Origin of the sequence: Pseudanabaena sp. FACHB-1998, assembly GCF_014696355.1 — a bacterium.
In the GTDB taxonomy this organism is placed as follows: Bacteria; Cyanobacteriota; Cyanobacteriia; order Pseudanabaenales; family Pseudanabaenaceae; genus Pseudanabaena.
Window position 1 is genome coordinate 40,026 of sequence record NZ_JACJQA010000045.1, and the last position, 15,204, is coordinate 55,229.

The following is a 15,204-nucleotide window of genomic DNA, read 5'->3' on the forward strand; positions in this document are numbered from 1 at the left end:
GGCGCGAATCGCCGCAACTCCTTTCTTGGGTTTTGAACAGCTTCTCCACTTTGAGCAGTACTAATCACTTCCCAGAGCAATAGCGGTGCGGCGCACCGCTATTGCTCCTAAGCTAAAAATTGATTAAATCATCTAACTCAGCATAATCAGGTAGAGTCGTATCAATCTTCATTCCATTTCTAAATACAAGGCGATCGCTTTGAGGGCGAGATAGCAACTCGTTATAACTACGCGCCTTAAATAGCGAAAAATCCGCAGCTTGCCCGACCGAAATATTCCCAGTGGGTAAGCCCATTAGAGAGGCGGGGCGCGTCGTCACCGACTCAATCCAATTTCCATAGGGAGTATCAAGATGCGAAATCTTCGTTCCCATCGTAAAAACTTGCAGCATGTCATGATCGCCAAATCCATAGAAAGGATCGCGACAGTTATCACTAGAAATCGCCACGTTTACTCCAGCCGCATCCAATTCGCGCACTAAGGTTACCCCACGCCAGCGCGGAGTTCTCTCAGCAACCCGATCTTGTAAATACAAATTGCACATAGGCAAGCTGACAATACCCACATTTGCCGCCTTTACAAGGGCGATCGTTTCATTCGCTGTTTCCTCATCCTGCACCGCCAGACTACAACAGTGACCGCAGACAATTTGCGATTTAAAATCGTGCTTCAAAGCTGCCGCCGCCACTCGATACAAGGTGCGAGATTCAGGATCGTTATTTTCATCGGTATGAAAATCTAGGCAAAGATTTCTTTCTATCGCTAAGGTCATAATCCTTGCTAAGAACTGATCGAATTCAGGAACCATATGGGCAATTCCGCCAATGATGCCACCAAGATCAGCGATCGCATCAGCAAACTTTTCACCCTCAGGGGTTACAAAAAAAGAAAGTGGTACTAAAGAAACAGCCTGTAAGGTAATTTTTTCTTTCCATTTCTCTCGTAACTCCCTAAATACTTGGAAAGTAGTTTCAAACTGATGCGGAGGACAATCTAAGTGCGTGCGAATTGCTCTGGTTCCATGAGCATAGCTACATTTCAGCCCAAACTCCATGCGGCGATAAAGATCATCATAGCTCCAGTTACCCTGCTCTGTGCAATCGCGATAAATCCCTTTAAGCGCCCCTTGAAAAGTTCCATCCAAGTTAGGACTGCGTTCCCAAATATGTCCCTTATCGAGATGAGTATGGAGATCGCTAAAGCAAGGAATCAGCATTCCTTGCTTTGCATCAATAATTGGCAAGCTTTCCAGAGCAATGCTGTTGGCGATCGAATCTGGAGAGTTGGCGATAACCTTGGCAATCTGACCATCACGGATTTCGAGGTGACAAGGAAAAAGGCGATCGCGCTGTAATGTAGGAATGAGAGGAAGATCTAAATTTTGCTCTCGAAATGAGCTATCAATCAAACAATCTGGAATCCGAACATTAACGATCCAATAATGCGAAGGTTCTGGCATGAGGCTGATTTATTTAACGCACGAGCTAGTAGGGAAAACTTACAGTACATATTACTGTGAAATCTGGCTTAGAAAAGACAAGCAAACTACCTTCTCCCAAACCCAATAAGATAAAGGCAGCGCATTGCGCTGCCTTTATCTTATTGGGTTTGGTTTTTAATTCACCAATTAGCTTAAGTGTGTGACTAAAGCTCGTAAGCCTAAGCGATAGCTTTCTGCGCCGAAGCCGCTAATTTGCCCGATCGCGATGGGGGCGATAAAAGAATGATGGCGAAATTCTTCGCGTTTGTGAATATTGCTGAGATGGACTTCTACGGTGGGGATATTTACTGAGGCGATCGCATCTCTTAGCGCCACACTTGTATGGGTTAAGCCCCCGGGATTGATTAATAGACCTTGTTGTACTTGAAAGGCGGCATGGATAGCATCAATTAGGACACCTTCGTGATTCGATTGCAAAAAGCTCAATTCTGCGCCCAACTCGGTTGCGTCTTGGGTTAGGCGATCGTTGATTTGGGCTAAGGTGGTGCTGCCATATATCTCTGGCTCGCGTAAGCCGAGCATATTGAGGTTTGGTCCATGCAGTACCAAGATTTTCATTGTGCTTATTTTTTGCTGTGTATCTCGTGATTAAGAGTATAGGCGGCGCATTGGGTCGCCTATACTCTATTTTTTTGGTAGTGAGCAATGCAGCGATCGCGCGGCACATATTATTGATTGTTTATCGGAATTGCTCAAGTGCTGAGCTAAAGCGCATCGTCTTAGTAATCGCTTCGACGTTCTCGTGGGGACGGGGAATTATAGTCGCCGAAAGAAATAGAGCCTTATCTTTGGAACTTAAGACTTCAATTTTTTTGGCGGCTTCTACGCCTGCTTCTACGGCTCTTTTGACATCGCCAACTGACCCCCGAATGATGATGGTTAGGCGAGCGCCGCTAACTTTTTCGTAGCCAACAAAGGTAACTTTGGCGGCTTTAACCATTGTGTCAGCGACGGAAAGTGCTGGAGGATGTCCTAGCACCTCAACCAAACCAACTGCCATTCCCATAAAATCTCCTTGCGCTTAATAAAACAGCTAATAAATCAATAAGTAACGATAATTATCTTAAATTTTTTGTTTTTAATACTTTATGGAGACTTGGCTCCTAAAAATATCTTGTAGCTAGTTATAAGGTTGCCTTTGACAGGTTTCTTAATAACTTAGGCTTAGTTTTTTAACAGTCTCCATCATAAATCTCAATGGTATCGATTGAATGATATGCATCGTTTATTAAGGCTATAAACAAATGTAAATAATAAAAAGCAAAAAAAAAGAGGTGCTATGCACCTCTTTTTTTTTGCTTTATGCAAACTTGCTACGAATCGACTCAATGCGATCGCGGTTTACACCAAGATCGGATTTGCCTAAACGGGATGCAGAGCGAACTTCAATGATTGACTTATCGGTATTTAGATAAAACTCCACGTCATCGACATAACCCATAAAAGCGCTAGTAAACTCAGCGTAGATATAGTTACCGTCAGCAGTGATGATTTTGGTGCGAGGCAAACTTTTAATTAAAGCTTGGAGATCGGCTAGAGCCTTGGCGGGATCACCTGTGTAGGTTAAGGGGGCAATCTGATGCTCTGGATCGCTGCTTTGGCTAGAAACACAGTTAGGGGAGTCGGGGCAAGCGAGCAGTTTGTTATCAGTAACGCCTAAGTTAGCGGGACGTGTGCCAGAAAAAGAAAAAAGTGCCATAGGTGTTGCGATCGCAGAATTTAAAGAATGGGTAAGAGAATTTGCGGAAGCGGTGGGAGCAAAGCCAAAATAGGCAAGGGTAACAAAATAAATGCTTGCGGCGATCGCGACAAGTTTAGACATAGTTGCTAGTTACTAGTTTTGTTGAATTGCTGAGTATTTATACGCAATTGATTATGCCATTTAGTTTCTGGTTAGTTCTATATGTCTATAGGAACGGATTGCATTGAGGGAGTGCGCCAAGCACTCCCTCAACCTATTTAAGATTGGCTAAAGAGTTAGGCTTTGAAGTAAGTAGCTATGCATAATTAAAAACCCCAAAACCTGTGGCGCACGCGCAGCGTGCGCCACAGGTTTTGGGGTTGGGTTTATATTTAATTTTGCTTAGATAAGTAATAGCAAATTAAGAAATGGCGTAGCCATTTCTTAATTTGCTATTACTTATGCGGGGAATAACACGCCGCGCACGAGATTGTAGAGTGTGCCAAAGATTAACACCATCGTGACTAAAGAGCCGATCGCAAATCCTGCGGCTCTCTTGCTAGCTTCGATGTAGTAGCCCCAAGCATAGGCGATGCGTCCGACAATCCACACCGCACCCAAAACTGCTCCCAAATTTGGGTTTACAAAAATACTAAATAGCCACAGACTGGGCAGAAATAGCACAATTTGCTCAAGGGTGTTTTGATGGGCGCGATAGACTCTTTCAAAGTCTTCATTACCTGTGGTTTGGGGAACAGGAACTTTATATTTGGCACGGGCTACACCGACCGCTATCCCCAAGCCGAAATACACAATTAACGCGCCGAGAGAAGCGATCGCAGGAAATATTAGAGTTTTGATGTCCATTGCTTGTCCCTTTATGATGATGAGTGCTAGATCTCGTTTTATGTTATGCCAAAGTTTTCCATCTATATCGGAATTGCCGCGATCGCAGGTTTGTTTATGGGCTGTCAGCCGACTCCATCCCCCAGCCCTACCCCAACAGCAGCAAATAAAGTCATTAATAATAAAGCTATTGATTATTTGCGATCGCAACTGAGTCTATCGCCAAGCTTAGCGATCGTGGCGGAGTCTCAAAAATCGCAAGCTGCCAATATTAATGATTTGTGTCAAACAGCTACACCGACCCAAGAGGGTTGGGAAATCGCCCTAGTTGCTGAAGATACTCGTTATATTTTGCAAACTAATCAAGATGCTAGCAAAATCGAAATTTGTCGCTCTGAAGATGCTCAGCCCGCCACCACAGGTAAATATACGGGCGCAGGTTATCTATTGCGCTATCCTGCGACATGGAAGGCGATCGACCTCGGTTTAGAACCTTCAGGAGCCAGTGCCGTAATTTTTACGCCAAGTCCTGAGCTTAATTTGACAGGTGAAAATAATTTAGAGAAGTTAAGACAACAGCTTTACCAGAGCCAACAGGCTTATGCCTTAGTCCTCAGACAGCCCATCGGTGGTAAGGCGATCGCCGCCTCGGATGATTCCTCTCAAGCAAAGGATGTGGTGACGGTTCCCTTTGATGCGAAAGTTAAAGGTGCGAAATCTGGCTCTAAAAAAGAATTTACGATCGCGATCGCGAATACTTCGCCGAATGACTCTAGCGAAGCTATTCCTTGGCAAGTAAAAGTTTTAACCCTAGAAACGGATCGGTTTATTTACACTGTCAGCTATTACCAACCTAAATCTAGTATTGCCGCGAATAGTTCAGCAAAAATCTTTGAGCAGTTTGCCAATAGTTTTGCGCTAGTTCAATCACCATAAAGAGCGTTGCTTCGCAACGCTCTTTATGGTGATATTTACGAAACTCCTAAAATTGCTTTCTGGTAAGCTGGGCGATCGCTAATGCGTTTGATGTAAGCATCAACGGCAGGATAATCGGCATAGGACATTTTCAGCATCATAATCGCATAGCCGAGAATTGTGGCTACGGCGACATCCGACACAGTGAAGTTTTCACCTGTGATGTAGGTTTGATTTTCGAGAACCTTATTGAGTCCACTGAGTAAACGAGGAGATTCCTTTTCTCGCGACTCGGCAACAAATAAACCAGTGCCAAGAGTAGAGTTAGCGAATAAGACCCATTGAGAGGCGATCGCTTTTTCTTCTATGGTTTTGACTTCGCCAAATTTTTCTGCTAGGTAGAGCAAGATTGCACCTGATTCCCATAATTGAAAGTCGCCATCAGCGATCGCTGGCACTTTGCCGAAGGGATTGATCGCTAAGAAATCAGGTTGTAAATGCTCACCTGCGGACATATCTAGAAGTTGAAACTCGTAGGGAGCTTGCAATTCTTCTAAATACCACTTAACGATTGAGGCACGACTTCGCGCACCACCATAGAGCTTAATCATAGTTTGAGGCTAGTCTAAATATTGAACTTTTTGATCATACAGTCTCATACGAAAACTAAAAATGGCGCTGCCATTTTTAGTTTTAAAAAACTACACCAAACAGAGAAGGGAGTCGCTTCGCGACTCCCTTCTCTGTTTGGGTTTTAAAGATTGCGTAATGGAGTTTCTTGTCCGTAGATGAGTTTACGTTCGAGATTGCTGCACAATAGCCAAATAGCTACAGCGATCGCGGCGGGAACTGCACTGAACAAAATGGCTAATAAATTAGCGGGAGCGAAGAAAAAGGCAAGTAAAGGGCTAGCCGTCCAAGCAATGGCGGCGATCGCTAAGCTAATGGTTTTTAGCTTCCGCACAGTTCGCAAAGCCTGACTACAACTGGCACATTTAGATGTATGGGAATGATAGCGATCGAGCAGAACTTCTTTACTTAAGGGCTTCGCTAAGCGTTGACCAGCAAAGGGATCGGCTTGATAGCGAACAACCCATTTTCGCAATTCAGAAACATAGGTATCGGCAGCAGTCGCTAAATAGAAGGCTTTGGCATAGTTACCATCAACCTCTGGCTTTGCTAAAGCTTGAGTTAAGTAGCGTTCCTGATAGTGTAGGAAAATTTGGTCATCTTCTAAGATTCCATTTTGTCCAATGTGGGAATACCAACGGGGCGTAATGCCGATAAAAAATCTCGGTATTGCGGAATTAAATTGAAAAGGGAATCGCGCAAACATTCGACATTCACCTTTGCGAGTGGGCGTAGCATATACCACGGTCATTGTCCGCCCAAACTGCTTTGAGGTAAGGTCATGCCACATCAGCGAAGGCGCAATGAAAGTGGTGTCCTGTTGTCCGAGTTTGCCACGACGAGGTCCCTCAGCCCACGTGCCTTGGAATCCATTTTTATTGGTTTCGAGAACTTCCAATACCATTGGCGCAGCATTGACACGATTACCAACGGATTTATGATGGGTAAAAGGCAGATGACTGGCATCTAATACATTTTCTAAGAGCGTAATCGCATCGTAAGGTAAATCGCGGAAGGTTCCAAATAGAGTCCATTTTTCTGTATCGGTTTCTAGAGGCTCAATAATAGGGATTTTGACAAGGGGCGCATTTTCGGGCTTACCTGCGTAGATGAATAACATTCCTTGACGCTCAGCAGTGGGTAAGGATTCTACACAGGCGCGTTTTGATTGGTGGGCGTTGCCGCCTTCGGGCTGTTGGGGAATACGATCGCAGCTACCATCACCCTTAAACGCCCAACCATGATAGGGACATTCCAATAAACCATTTTCAGCAATGCGACCTTCCGATAGAGGCACAAGTCGATGGGGACAGCGATCGTCAAAGGCTTTCCATGCATTACTCAGGCGATCCCACCAAATTACTAAGTCTCGCTCGATTAGCGTAAATTTAGCTAGCTTCGCCTTATCTAAATCTTCCAGATAAAAGACGGGATACCATGCCTCTTGCCAATCAAAGCGATCGCGATCCTCTCCACCCGCAGGTAAAACTTGCGCTTCTTGAGTTGTTATTTGACTATTCTGACGATCAGGAGGAGTAAACTCTTCGTTTGGATTATCTTTCAGCAAAGTATTTGCAGTCATAGCCGCTACGTTGATCGCATTGTAAAGTTATGTAAATAGTGTAGCTTGCGATTTGAGCTATTGCCAATCTAGCCAAATAGATAAAGTCGGCGCATCGCCCTGCCTTTATCTAGGGATTTATTGCCATCCGCGCATTTTGTCAGGATTCATCAGCCCATAGGGATCGACCATGCGCTTGAAATTAAGCTGATCACGATCGATTTCCTTCATTCCTCCATCTTCGAGAATGTAAGTATGGGGATTAGCGATAAATACGCCTTGGGATTCGTGATATTCAATGATTTCATTGAGGCGATCGCTAGTTGTAAAGCGCACTACCTGAATCGCCGCAGGAATCACAGTGCCATTGACCTTAATAAATTCGAGGTGCATCATCACTTCATCGCCAAAATACTCATACATACGCTGTACAAGGGTTAATTGCGGATCGTTGAGAAATAGACTTTGGAGATAGGTGAGGCTGGAATCAGCAGCACGGGCATGGAGGGTGGTGTGATTCCAAGAAAACTCCACGAGACTGATACCTTTACTGGCTTCTTGAGGAGTCTTCTCATAGCAAACCTCACCATTAAATACCTTTACCAGACTTAGAAATGGCTCGCGATCGCTTTCGGCAACTAGCACCAAAGCACAATGGGAATCCTTAGGAATATAGCTTTGTAAAGCCGTGAAATAATTAGTAATGGGAGCCGCATGAACGCTAATCATCTTTTTGATGATGCCATCACTATTACCAAGCGCTTGTCCAAACCTTGAAGCCGCCACAAAATCGGTAAAACTAACTATAAATTCTGACCACCCATAGGCTGGAGCTAAGGGAACTTCTAATTCGGTAATGATGCCGTTGGTTCCATAGGCATGAGCAACCTTCTTAACATCATCACCCCGCAATTCTATAATTCTTGGCTCATCTTCGAGGGTGACCACTCGCACGGCTCTCAAATTACCGCGATCGCGCAATTGTCCATACAAAATCGAACCAATTCCACCACTTCCTCCCGCAATAAATCCCCCCACCGTAGCACTTTTGACAGTAGAAGGAACCATACGCGATTCCCAACCAATTTCCTGAGCTTTGCGATCGAGGGTTATCATCTTTACGCCTGTTTCTACGCAAGCGAGCCCCTCTTTAACCCATTTAATCGCTTGCAAACGCGAAGTTTCTAAAATTACACCTCCTCGCATGGGCGTACATTGCCCATAGTTACCTGTTCCACTTCCGCGCACGGTCAAAGGGATTTTATGTTTAACACAGATTTGAGCGACTCTCAGAACTTCGCTTTCGTCACTAGGTCGAACGACAATATCACCAACTTTCCCAGCTAATAATGGTACGAGTATGGGACTAAAGTGAGAATAATCTTCGGAAAGTTTGGCAATTTGGGCAGGATTAGTAATTGATTCTATGCCAGATAGTTCTTCTAAAAGGTTTTCTAAGGATATTTGCATATTTGCCCATTTTTGCTACTGCTTTATTTTAATTTATCTATCCTCTGAGATATATAGCAATCCTATTTCATTTGTGAGAAAGACAAGGGGCTTAAGCCCTTTGTTATAGCACCATGAGGATTTTTGTAGCGTGGCTGTGCATCGCCACGCTACAAAAATCTTGTTCCTTGGTCTGGGAAGGGAGTAAAATACAAGATTAGATTCACCTTTTTATAGAAGCTTGTAAGTCATGAGCAAAACTTTGTACGAACAGGACTTTGGGCTGAGCAAATGGCAGATCTGATCGAGGCAGGACGCTTTGCAGAGCTAGATATCGAAAATTTAGTTGAAGAGGTGCGGGACTTATCTAAACGTGAGCGCGATCGCCTATTGAGTAGCCTCCGTTTAATCGGGCATCATTTGCTAAAGTGGGATTATTAACCACAAAAAAGATCACGAAGTTGGCAGGGAACTATTGAAATAGAAAGACTACATATTAATGATTATTTACAAGATAGTCCAAGCTTAAAATGCTATTTAACGGATGAATATTTGTATAAAATTATGAAATTGCTAGATTAGACGCGATCGCAGAGACAGAGACAGATATGCCTGTTGATTGTGGCTATACTATCGCGAATGTATTGGAACGCGATGTTAATTTGACTTAGTTAGTTATACAGTGATTTGATGATGCAACAAGTAACCACTGAGTTATTAGAGCAGATTACCCAAAAATTAGCGGCAACTCTGAACCCAGAGCAAATAATCTTGTTTGGTTCCTATGCCTATGGTGAACCTAATGAGGATAGCGATATTGACTTGATGGTAATCGTATCTCACTCTGATGAACCTCGTTATCGGCGATCGCGTCCAGCTTATAGGGCTTTGCGTGGAATTGGTATAGCTAAAGATATTATTGTGATGACTCGCGCAGAGGTTGAACGTAAGGCTAATGTCCGAAGCTCACTAGTTTATCAAGTGCTGAATCAGGGTAAGGTTTTATATGGATAGTCCCCAATATGAAGAGGTTCAGCAATGGATTAACAAAAGTCAAAGAGATCTTAAAGTTGCTTGGGTGCTAATTAATCAGGAAGAGTCTCTGCTAGATGCTGTTGTCTATCATTGTCAACAATCTGCTGAAAAATCTTTGAAGGCTTATTTGACGTATCAAAATGTAGCATTTAGAAAAAACCATGATCTTGATGTTTTAGTGGATTTATGCGCTTTGTCTGAACCTAGTTTCCAAGACTTGAAGAGTAGTGCAGATAGTCTAACGCCCTATGCAACAGAGTTTCGATACCCTAGTGATACTATGGAGCCTGAGATATATGAGGCTGAAGAAGCGTTAGATATAGCGGGTTCGATTTTAAATTTTGTGATTAAGTTATTACCAGATAATTTCTAGTTAAATATGTCGGATACTGTGATCAAGGTCGAAAATCTGAGTAAGCGCTATGTGATTGGGCATCAGGCGCAGAATGGGAATGTGACATTGCGGGATGTGATCGCTAATAGTGCAAGGTCATTAAAACAAAAAATTTTTAACTCTAATCAAAAGTTTGAAGATCCCGCCCATGAGGAGTTTTGGGCGCTTAAGGACGTGTCTTTTGAAATTAAGCAAGGCGATCGCGTTGGCATCATCGGACGAAATGGGGCGGGAAAGTCCACTTTATTAAAAATCCTGAGCCGCATCACCGAACCAACTTCAGGAAGGATTTCGATTAAGGGAAGGGTGGCGAGTTTATTGGAAGTGGGGACAGGTTTTCATGCTGAGCTAACGGGACGGGAAAATATTTTTTTAAATGGCGCGATCTTGGGGATGAGTCGGGCGGAGATCAATAAAAAGTTTGATGAGATTGTAGATTTTGCTGAGGTAGAGAAGTTTCTAGATACACCTGTAAAGCATTATTCTTCAGGGATGTATGTGCGGTTGGCGTTTGCAGTGGCGGCACATTTGGAGCCTGAGATTTTGATTGTGGATGAGGTGTTGGCAGTTGGGGATTCGTCATTTCAGAAGAAGTGTTTGGGGAAGATGGAGAATTTTTCCGATAAGGAAGGAAGAACAGTTTTATTCGTCAGCCATAATATGGCAACTATATCGACACTTTGCCACAGAGCTATTTGGCTAGTTGATGGTCAAGTCAAGTTACAAGGAAGTGTAGAGAAAGTAACTAGCAAATATTTAAACCTCGGTATTGAACAATCGGGAGAAGTAGTTATTAGTGAGACACATCAAAAGAATCAACGATTCTGTTTTCTAAAAGTGTCTTTAATTGATGTATATGGAAATATTAACTCTGTCTTTGATGTTAGACATCCCATTAAAATACGCCTAATCTACCAAGTTAAACACAGCTTTAAAGTATTAGAAATTGGATTTAAAATTATTAACTCTGCGGGAATCTCTGTTTTTACAGTTGACAGATCATTTCATTTGTCTTCTGAAGTCGCTGTAGGCATCTATCAAGCAGAGGTTGAGATACCCCCTCTGTTTTTAGCCCCTAACTATTATAGTGTCAACGTGGGAGCGCATATACCCAATGTTGAAATTATATCTCTTTATCAATCTCTTATTAGTTTTGAAATTGAAGAAACAGGTAGCAATATGTCTGCTTATAAAGGTGCCGATATTGGAATTGTGCTTGTTGATTTTCCTTGGCAAGAATTAGTAGTTTCAATAAAATAATCGATATGTTTAAAATTCCAATTTATCAACCATCACTTGTAGGAAATGAAAAAAAATATGTTAATGATTGTCTTGACTCTAATTGGATTTCTTCAAAAGGGAAATATGTTTCTCTATTTGAGAAAGAATTTTCCAGATATGTGAATGTCAATTATGCTACTGGAGTATGTAATGGGACAGTAGCTTTGCACTTAGCTTTACTAGCTTTAGGGATTTCTCAAGGTGATGAAGTTATTGTGCCAACTTTAACTTATATTGCCTCAGTAAATTCAATTTCTTATACAGGAGCAACTCCTATCTTTGTGGATTCTCTTCCTGATACATGGCAAATAGATCCTGAAGAAGTTCGTAAAAGTATTACGCCAAAAACAAAAGCAATTATGGCTGTGCATTTGTACGGACATCCTTGCGAGATGTCAGCCCTTAAGGAAATAGCTAATGAATATCGAATATTCCTTATAGAAGATTGTGCTGAAGCTATAGGTTCTAAATATCAAGGTATTCATGTTGGTACTTTTGGAGACGTAGCAACTTTTAGTTTCTATGGTAACAAAACTATAACAACTGGTGAAGGTGGAATGGTAGTTACCAATGACCAGACTATCTTTGAACGTGTAGTTCATTTTAAGGGTCAGGGTTTGGCGAAATATCGTGAGTATTGGCACGATGTTATTGGATATAACTATCGCATGACGAATATTTGTGCGGCTATTGGATTAGCTCAATTAGAAAGAGTTAACGAAATATTAACTAAAAAACGGCAAGTTGCTGAATTATATAAAGAATTATTAAAGGAAACAGATTATAAAGTTCATCCAGAAGTTGGCAATGTCTTGCATTCCTATTGGATGATTTCTATACTAGTTGACAAAGCTATTCGACGCGATCATGTTAGAGATCATTTAGAAAAAGTTGGAATTGAAACTAGACCTGTTTTTTATCCCGTACATACTATGCCAATGTATTCTCTTAAGTTTCAAAAACATAAATTTGCTGAAGACATAGGATGGAGAGGAATTAATCTACCAAGTTATCCAGATTTGTCTAAAGAAGATATAGAATTCATTTGTCAAACCTTGAAAATTGCTGAGATATATTAATGTATGATTCCATTGTTTTTGGAGAAAAGGGACAGGATATAACCTTATATCCATACATAGTATTTGCTAACCCACAGAACATTTATTTAAAAAGCAACGTAATTATTAGCGAATTTTGTTGGTTACATGGAGGAATTAAGACTGTTATAGGGAATTTTATCCATATAGCATCACATTGTAGTATTTCAGGTGGTGGGCTTTGTATTCTAGAAGATTTTGTCGGACTAAGCGCAGGTGTTAGGCTTATTACTGGTTCAGAGATGCTTAAAGGAGAGGGTCTGACTAATCCAACTATTCCAGCGAAATATAGATCTGTTTATCGTTCATTTGTTCATTTACAGAAACACTCTTTTCTCTCTACTAATGTAGTGGTTCATCCTGGTATTACAATTGGAGAAGGGGCTGTTGTTGCCTCTAATTCAGTCGTTACAAAAGATGTTAAACCTTGGACAATAAATGCTGGGAATCCAACAAGAGTAATTGCTGAAAGAGAGTCGGAAAAAATTAGATTTTTTGAGAGATCTGTATATGTAGAGACAAATACTACTCCCCTAGATGTTAATGATTTTCTAGATTTAAAAATTAACCATGAATTTGTACCTAAATATTCTTGATCAATAAATTTTATGATTATAGGTTTTTGGCTAGGAGAAGCTTCATTAGAAAATGGAGGATCATCTCTCTATGCGTGGCGTGTTCTTGAAACTATATTAAATCAATCGCAATCGAATGAAATAGACTTACTGATATTATGCTCTACTAAAGTTCAAGACTCATGTATTAAGTTTCTCCAAAAACAGCAGTATCAAGCTAAGTTACTAGTTATTCCTGAATTATTTAAGCGCCCCCATTTTGTTAAACGCTTAATAAATAAGATTATACTTAAATTAAATATCATTCGTCCTGAATATCTTGATCCTTGTTTTTGTTGGTTTGATAGCTTAGATATTGATTTACTCCATGTACCTTATCAAGTAAGTCTTTACAACCAACTAAGATATCCACTTATTACTACAATGCATGATGTTCAGGAATTACATTATCCAGAGTTTTTTACACCTCAAGAAAGGGCAGCTAGGGCAGGATATTATTGGCAGTCATTAGAAAGTTCTAGTGCTGTAGTTGTCTCATTTGAGCATGTAAAAAAAGATCTCATAAAATATTTTCGTCTGCCCAGCGAAAAAATAAAAGTGTGTCCACCACCATACTCAAAAATCAAGCTATCTCCTCCTAATAAAGAGGAATACATCGTTTACCAGAATAAATACAATGAATGGCAAGACTTCGTGCTGTATCCAGCACAAACGTGGGAACATAAAAATCACTTGTCTCTTATAAGAGCGTTAGAACTGATTTTCTGTCAAACAGGAAAGACCGTTCACCTAATTTGCACGGGAAAAAAAAATTCAGATTTTTTTTCAAAAATAGAAAATTATTTAGAATCTTCTCCTATCTCAAAGTTGATACATTTCATGGATATTGTTCCTGAAAGTGAGCTTCACTGGCTTTATCAAAATTGTTCATTAGTGGTTATTCCCACATTGTATGAAGCTGGTAGTTTTCCTTTGTTGGAAGCAATGTCATTAGAAGTTCCTGTAATTTGTTCATCAGTAACCTCCTTGCCTGAAACAATTGCTGATACACGATTTGTCTTTGAGCCTTTAAATATAGAACAAATTGCGAATCTTATTCTTCAGCTTTTAAGCAATTCAGATTTACGTTATGCCAATATTGAAAATGGAAAGAAACAAATAAGTCGCTTAAAACAGATTGATAGTGCTAGATCATTTGTCGAGTTATGGAAATCTTTTCTTAATTAGTTATACCAAAAAATAATAATTGCTATGATATTTAAGAATATAATTGTGGTCGTTGAAGAATTAAATCATAAAATAAATTCAATCTTTATCGATGACTATAAATAGTATTTCATAAATTTATAGTCATCGAACCAAGAATTATCTTAAACCATACAAATATATAGAAATGTTGACTATTATAACTATTACTAAAAATGACTTGCAAGGTATTCAAAGAAATCTACAAAGTACCATTATGTTGAGACAGTTTTGTAATGTCAAACAAATTATTATCGATAGTAGTGATCAAGAAATATATCAACAATTAATACAAAAGACGACTAATGAGAATAATCTTGAAATTTACCATCAAGCTCCCCAAGGTATTTCTAAAGCTTTTAATTATGGAATTGAGCTAGCTGAAGATGCTTGGCTATGGTTTCTCAATGGAGGAGATGAAGTTCATCCTGAACTAGATATAGATTTGTTTATTAAAATTCTTGAAACATCAGTATCAGATCTCATGATATTTCCGATAGAGGTTTTTAATATTGAAAATAACCAATTACTATATAATACACGGCTACCTTCATTACTAGACTTATGGCCTCCAATTTATAACTGGGTCACCCATCCAGGTAATCTTATTCAAAAAAAATGTATAGTTAATTGTGGCAAATTTAAAGAAGAATTTAAAATTGCAATGGATGCAGATCTTTGGTTTCGTCTTTTTTTTAAGAATTACACAACGGACTTATTATCTATAAAAATTGCAAGATTTTATGCTGGTGGTGTATCAAGTAATGAAGAAGAAACATATAAAGAGATGGATTTAGTAATTAAAATATACTTTCTTTCTATTGTTAAAATATCTTTCAAAAAAATGATTGATGTTTTGAAAGTATGGTTATTTTATAAAAAATATTCAATCTTACCTAAGTTAAAACAAAAATTTCCATTTCTTCGTTCTATAAAGAATTTATTGATTAATAAAATCAAATTGCCAGTAAACAAATAATAACTAAAAAGACTA

General features: G+C 40.1%; 16 protein-coding genes and 1 pseudogene. 9 read left to right on the forward strand and 8 right to left on the reverse strand.

Translation table 11 applies throughout. The features are described 5' to 3' along the window. Positions 1 to 112: 112 nt before the first annotated feature. From H6F42_RS17900 to H6F42_RS17920, 5 genes are all read right to left on the reverse strand, one after another. A complete protein-coding gene (locus H6F42_RS17900) occupies positions 113 to 1,459 on the reverse strand; it encodes a cytosine deaminase (protein ID WP_190400736.1) in 1,347 nt (448 codons plus the stop codon). A gap of 168 nt (positions 1,460 to 1,627) precedes the next feature. Further along, the gene (gene aroQ / locus H6F42_RS17905; RefSeq protein ID WP_190400737.1) at positions 1,628 to 2,059 is read right to left on the reverse strand and encodes a type II 3-dehydroquinate dehydratase; all 432 of its coding nucleotides are present in this window, start codon (positions 2,057 to 2,059) and stop codon (positions 1,628 to 1,630) included. Between the two features lie 121 nt (positions 2,060 to 2,180). After that, on the reverse strand, positions 2,181 to 2,507 hold the full coding sequence (locus tag H6F42_RS17910) for a carbon dioxide-concentrating mechanism protein CcmK (protein ID WP_190400738.1): 327 nt from the start codon (positions 2,505 to 2,507) through the stop codon (positions 2,181 to 2,183). Between the two features lie 294 nt (positions 2,508 to 2,801). Further along, on the reverse strand, positions 2,802 to 3,200 hold the full coding sequence (locus H6F42_RS17915; protein WP_347272330.1) for a DUF1499 domain-containing protein: 399 nt from the start codon (positions 3,198 to 3,200) through the stop codon (positions 2,802 to 2,804). A 441-nt stretch (positions 3,201 to 3,641) separates the two neighbouring features. Further along, the gene (locus H6F42_RS17920; protein ID WP_190400740.1) at positions 3,642 to 4,049 is read right to left on the reverse strand and encodes an MAPEG family protein; all 408 of its coding nucleotides are present in this window, start codon (positions 4,047 to 4,049) and stop codon (positions 3,642 to 3,644) included. Between the two features lie 45 nt (positions 4,050 to 4,094). On the opposite strand from H6F42_RS17920, the gene H6F42_RS17925 reads away from it, so the two are divergent. After that, on the forward strand, positions 4,095 to 4,964 hold the full coding sequence (locus tag H6F42_RS17925; protein ID WP_190400741.1) for a hypothetical protein: 870 nt from the start codon (positions 4,095 to 4,097) through the stop codon (positions 4,962 to 4,964). Between the two features lie 35 nt (positions 4,965 to 4,999). Here the strand turns inward: H6F42_RS17925 and H6F42_RS17930 are convergent, their stop codons facing one another. The 3 genes from H6F42_RS17930 to H6F42_RS17940 form a co-directional block, all read right to left on the reverse strand. Next, positions 5,000 to 5,554, reverse strand: coding sequence for a glutathione S-transferase family protein (locus H6F42_RS17930; RefSeq protein WP_190400742.1), 555 nt, complete (start codon positions 5,552 to 5,554; stop codon positions 5,000 to 5,002). A 143-nt stretch (positions 5,555 to 5,697) separates the two neighbouring features. Beyond that, positions 5,698 to 7,155, reverse strand: coding sequence for a Rieske 2Fe-2S domain-containing protein (locus H6F42_RS17935; protein ID WP_190400743.1), 1,458 nt, complete (start codon positions 7,153 to 7,155; stop codon positions 5,698 to 5,700). A gap of 117 nt (positions 7,156 to 7,272) precedes the next feature. After that, positions 7,273 to 8,604 carry an FAD-binding oxidoreductase gene (locus H6F42_RS17940; protein WP_190400744.1) on the reverse strand — a complete coding sequence of 444 codons (1,332 nt, stop codon included), beginning with the start codon at positions 8,602 to 8,604 and terminating at the stop codon, positions 7,273 to 7,275. Positions 8,605 to 8,874: 270 nt separating this feature from the next. Between H6F42_RS17940 and H6F42_RS21985 the strand changes: the two are divergent. The 8 genes and pseudogenes from H6F42_RS21985 to H6F42_RS17985 all read left to right on the forward strand — a co-directional run bounded on the left by H6F42_RS21985 (position 8,875) and on the right by H6F42_RS17985 (position 15,189). Next, positions 8,875 to 9,254, forward strand: a pseudogene (locus H6F42_RS21985) (DUF29 domain-containing protein). Positions 9,255 to 9,273: 19 nt separating this feature from the next. After that, positions 9,274 to 9,597 carry a nucleotidyltransferase domain-containing protein gene (locus tag H6F42_RS17955; protein ID WP_242018507.1) on the forward strand — a complete coding sequence of 108 codons (324 nt, stop codon included), beginning with the start codon at positions 9,274 to 9,276 and terminating at the stop codon, positions 9,595 to 9,597. Then, the gene (locus H6F42_RS17960; RefSeq protein ID WP_190400746.1) at positions 9,590 to 9,991 is read left to right on the forward strand and encodes a HEPN domain-containing protein; all 402 of its coding nucleotides are present in this window, start codon (positions 9,590 to 9,592) and stop codon (positions 9,989 to 9,991) included. The genes H6F42_RS17955 and H6F42_RS17960 overlap by 8 nt, the downstream gene beginning before the upstream one ends. Before the next feature lie 6 nt (positions 9,992 to 9,997). Further along, positions 9,998 to 11,272, forward strand: coding sequence for an ABC transporter ATP-binding protein (locus H6F42_RS17965; protein WP_199289144.1), 1,275 nt, complete (start codon positions 9,998 to 10,000; stop codon positions 11,270 to 11,272). A 5-nt stretch (positions 11,273 to 11,277) separates the two neighbouring features. After that, the gene (locus H6F42_RS17970) at positions 11,278 to 12,372 is read left to right on the forward strand and encodes a DegT/DnrJ/EryC1/StrS aminotransferase family protein (RefSeq protein WP_190400747.1); all 1,095 of its coding nucleotides are present in this window, start codon (positions 11,278 to 11,280) and stop codon (positions 12,370 to 12,372) included. Beyond that, the gene (locus H6F42_RS17975) at positions 12,372 to 12,986 is read left to right on the forward strand and encodes an acyltransferase (protein WP_190400748.1); all 615 of its coding nucleotides are present in this window, start codon (positions 12,372 to 12,374) and stop codon (positions 12,984 to 12,986) included. The genes H6F42_RS17970 and H6F42_RS17975 overlap by 1 nt, the downstream gene beginning before the upstream one ends. Before the next feature lie 12 nt (positions 12,987 to 12,998). After that, on the forward strand, positions 12,999 to 14,192 hold the full coding sequence (locus H6F42_RS17980; RefSeq protein WP_190400749.1) for a glycosyltransferase family 1 protein: 1,194 nt from the start codon (positions 12,999 to 13,001) through the stop codon (positions 14,190 to 14,192). Positions 14,193 to 14,358: 166 nt separating this feature from the next. Beyond that, on the forward strand, positions 14,359 to 15,189 hold the full coding sequence (locus H6F42_RS17985) for a glycosyltransferase (protein WP_190400750.1): 831 nt from the start codon (positions 14,359 to 14,361) through the stop codon (positions 15,187 to 15,189). Positions 15,190 to 15,204: the final 15 nt, after the last annotated feature.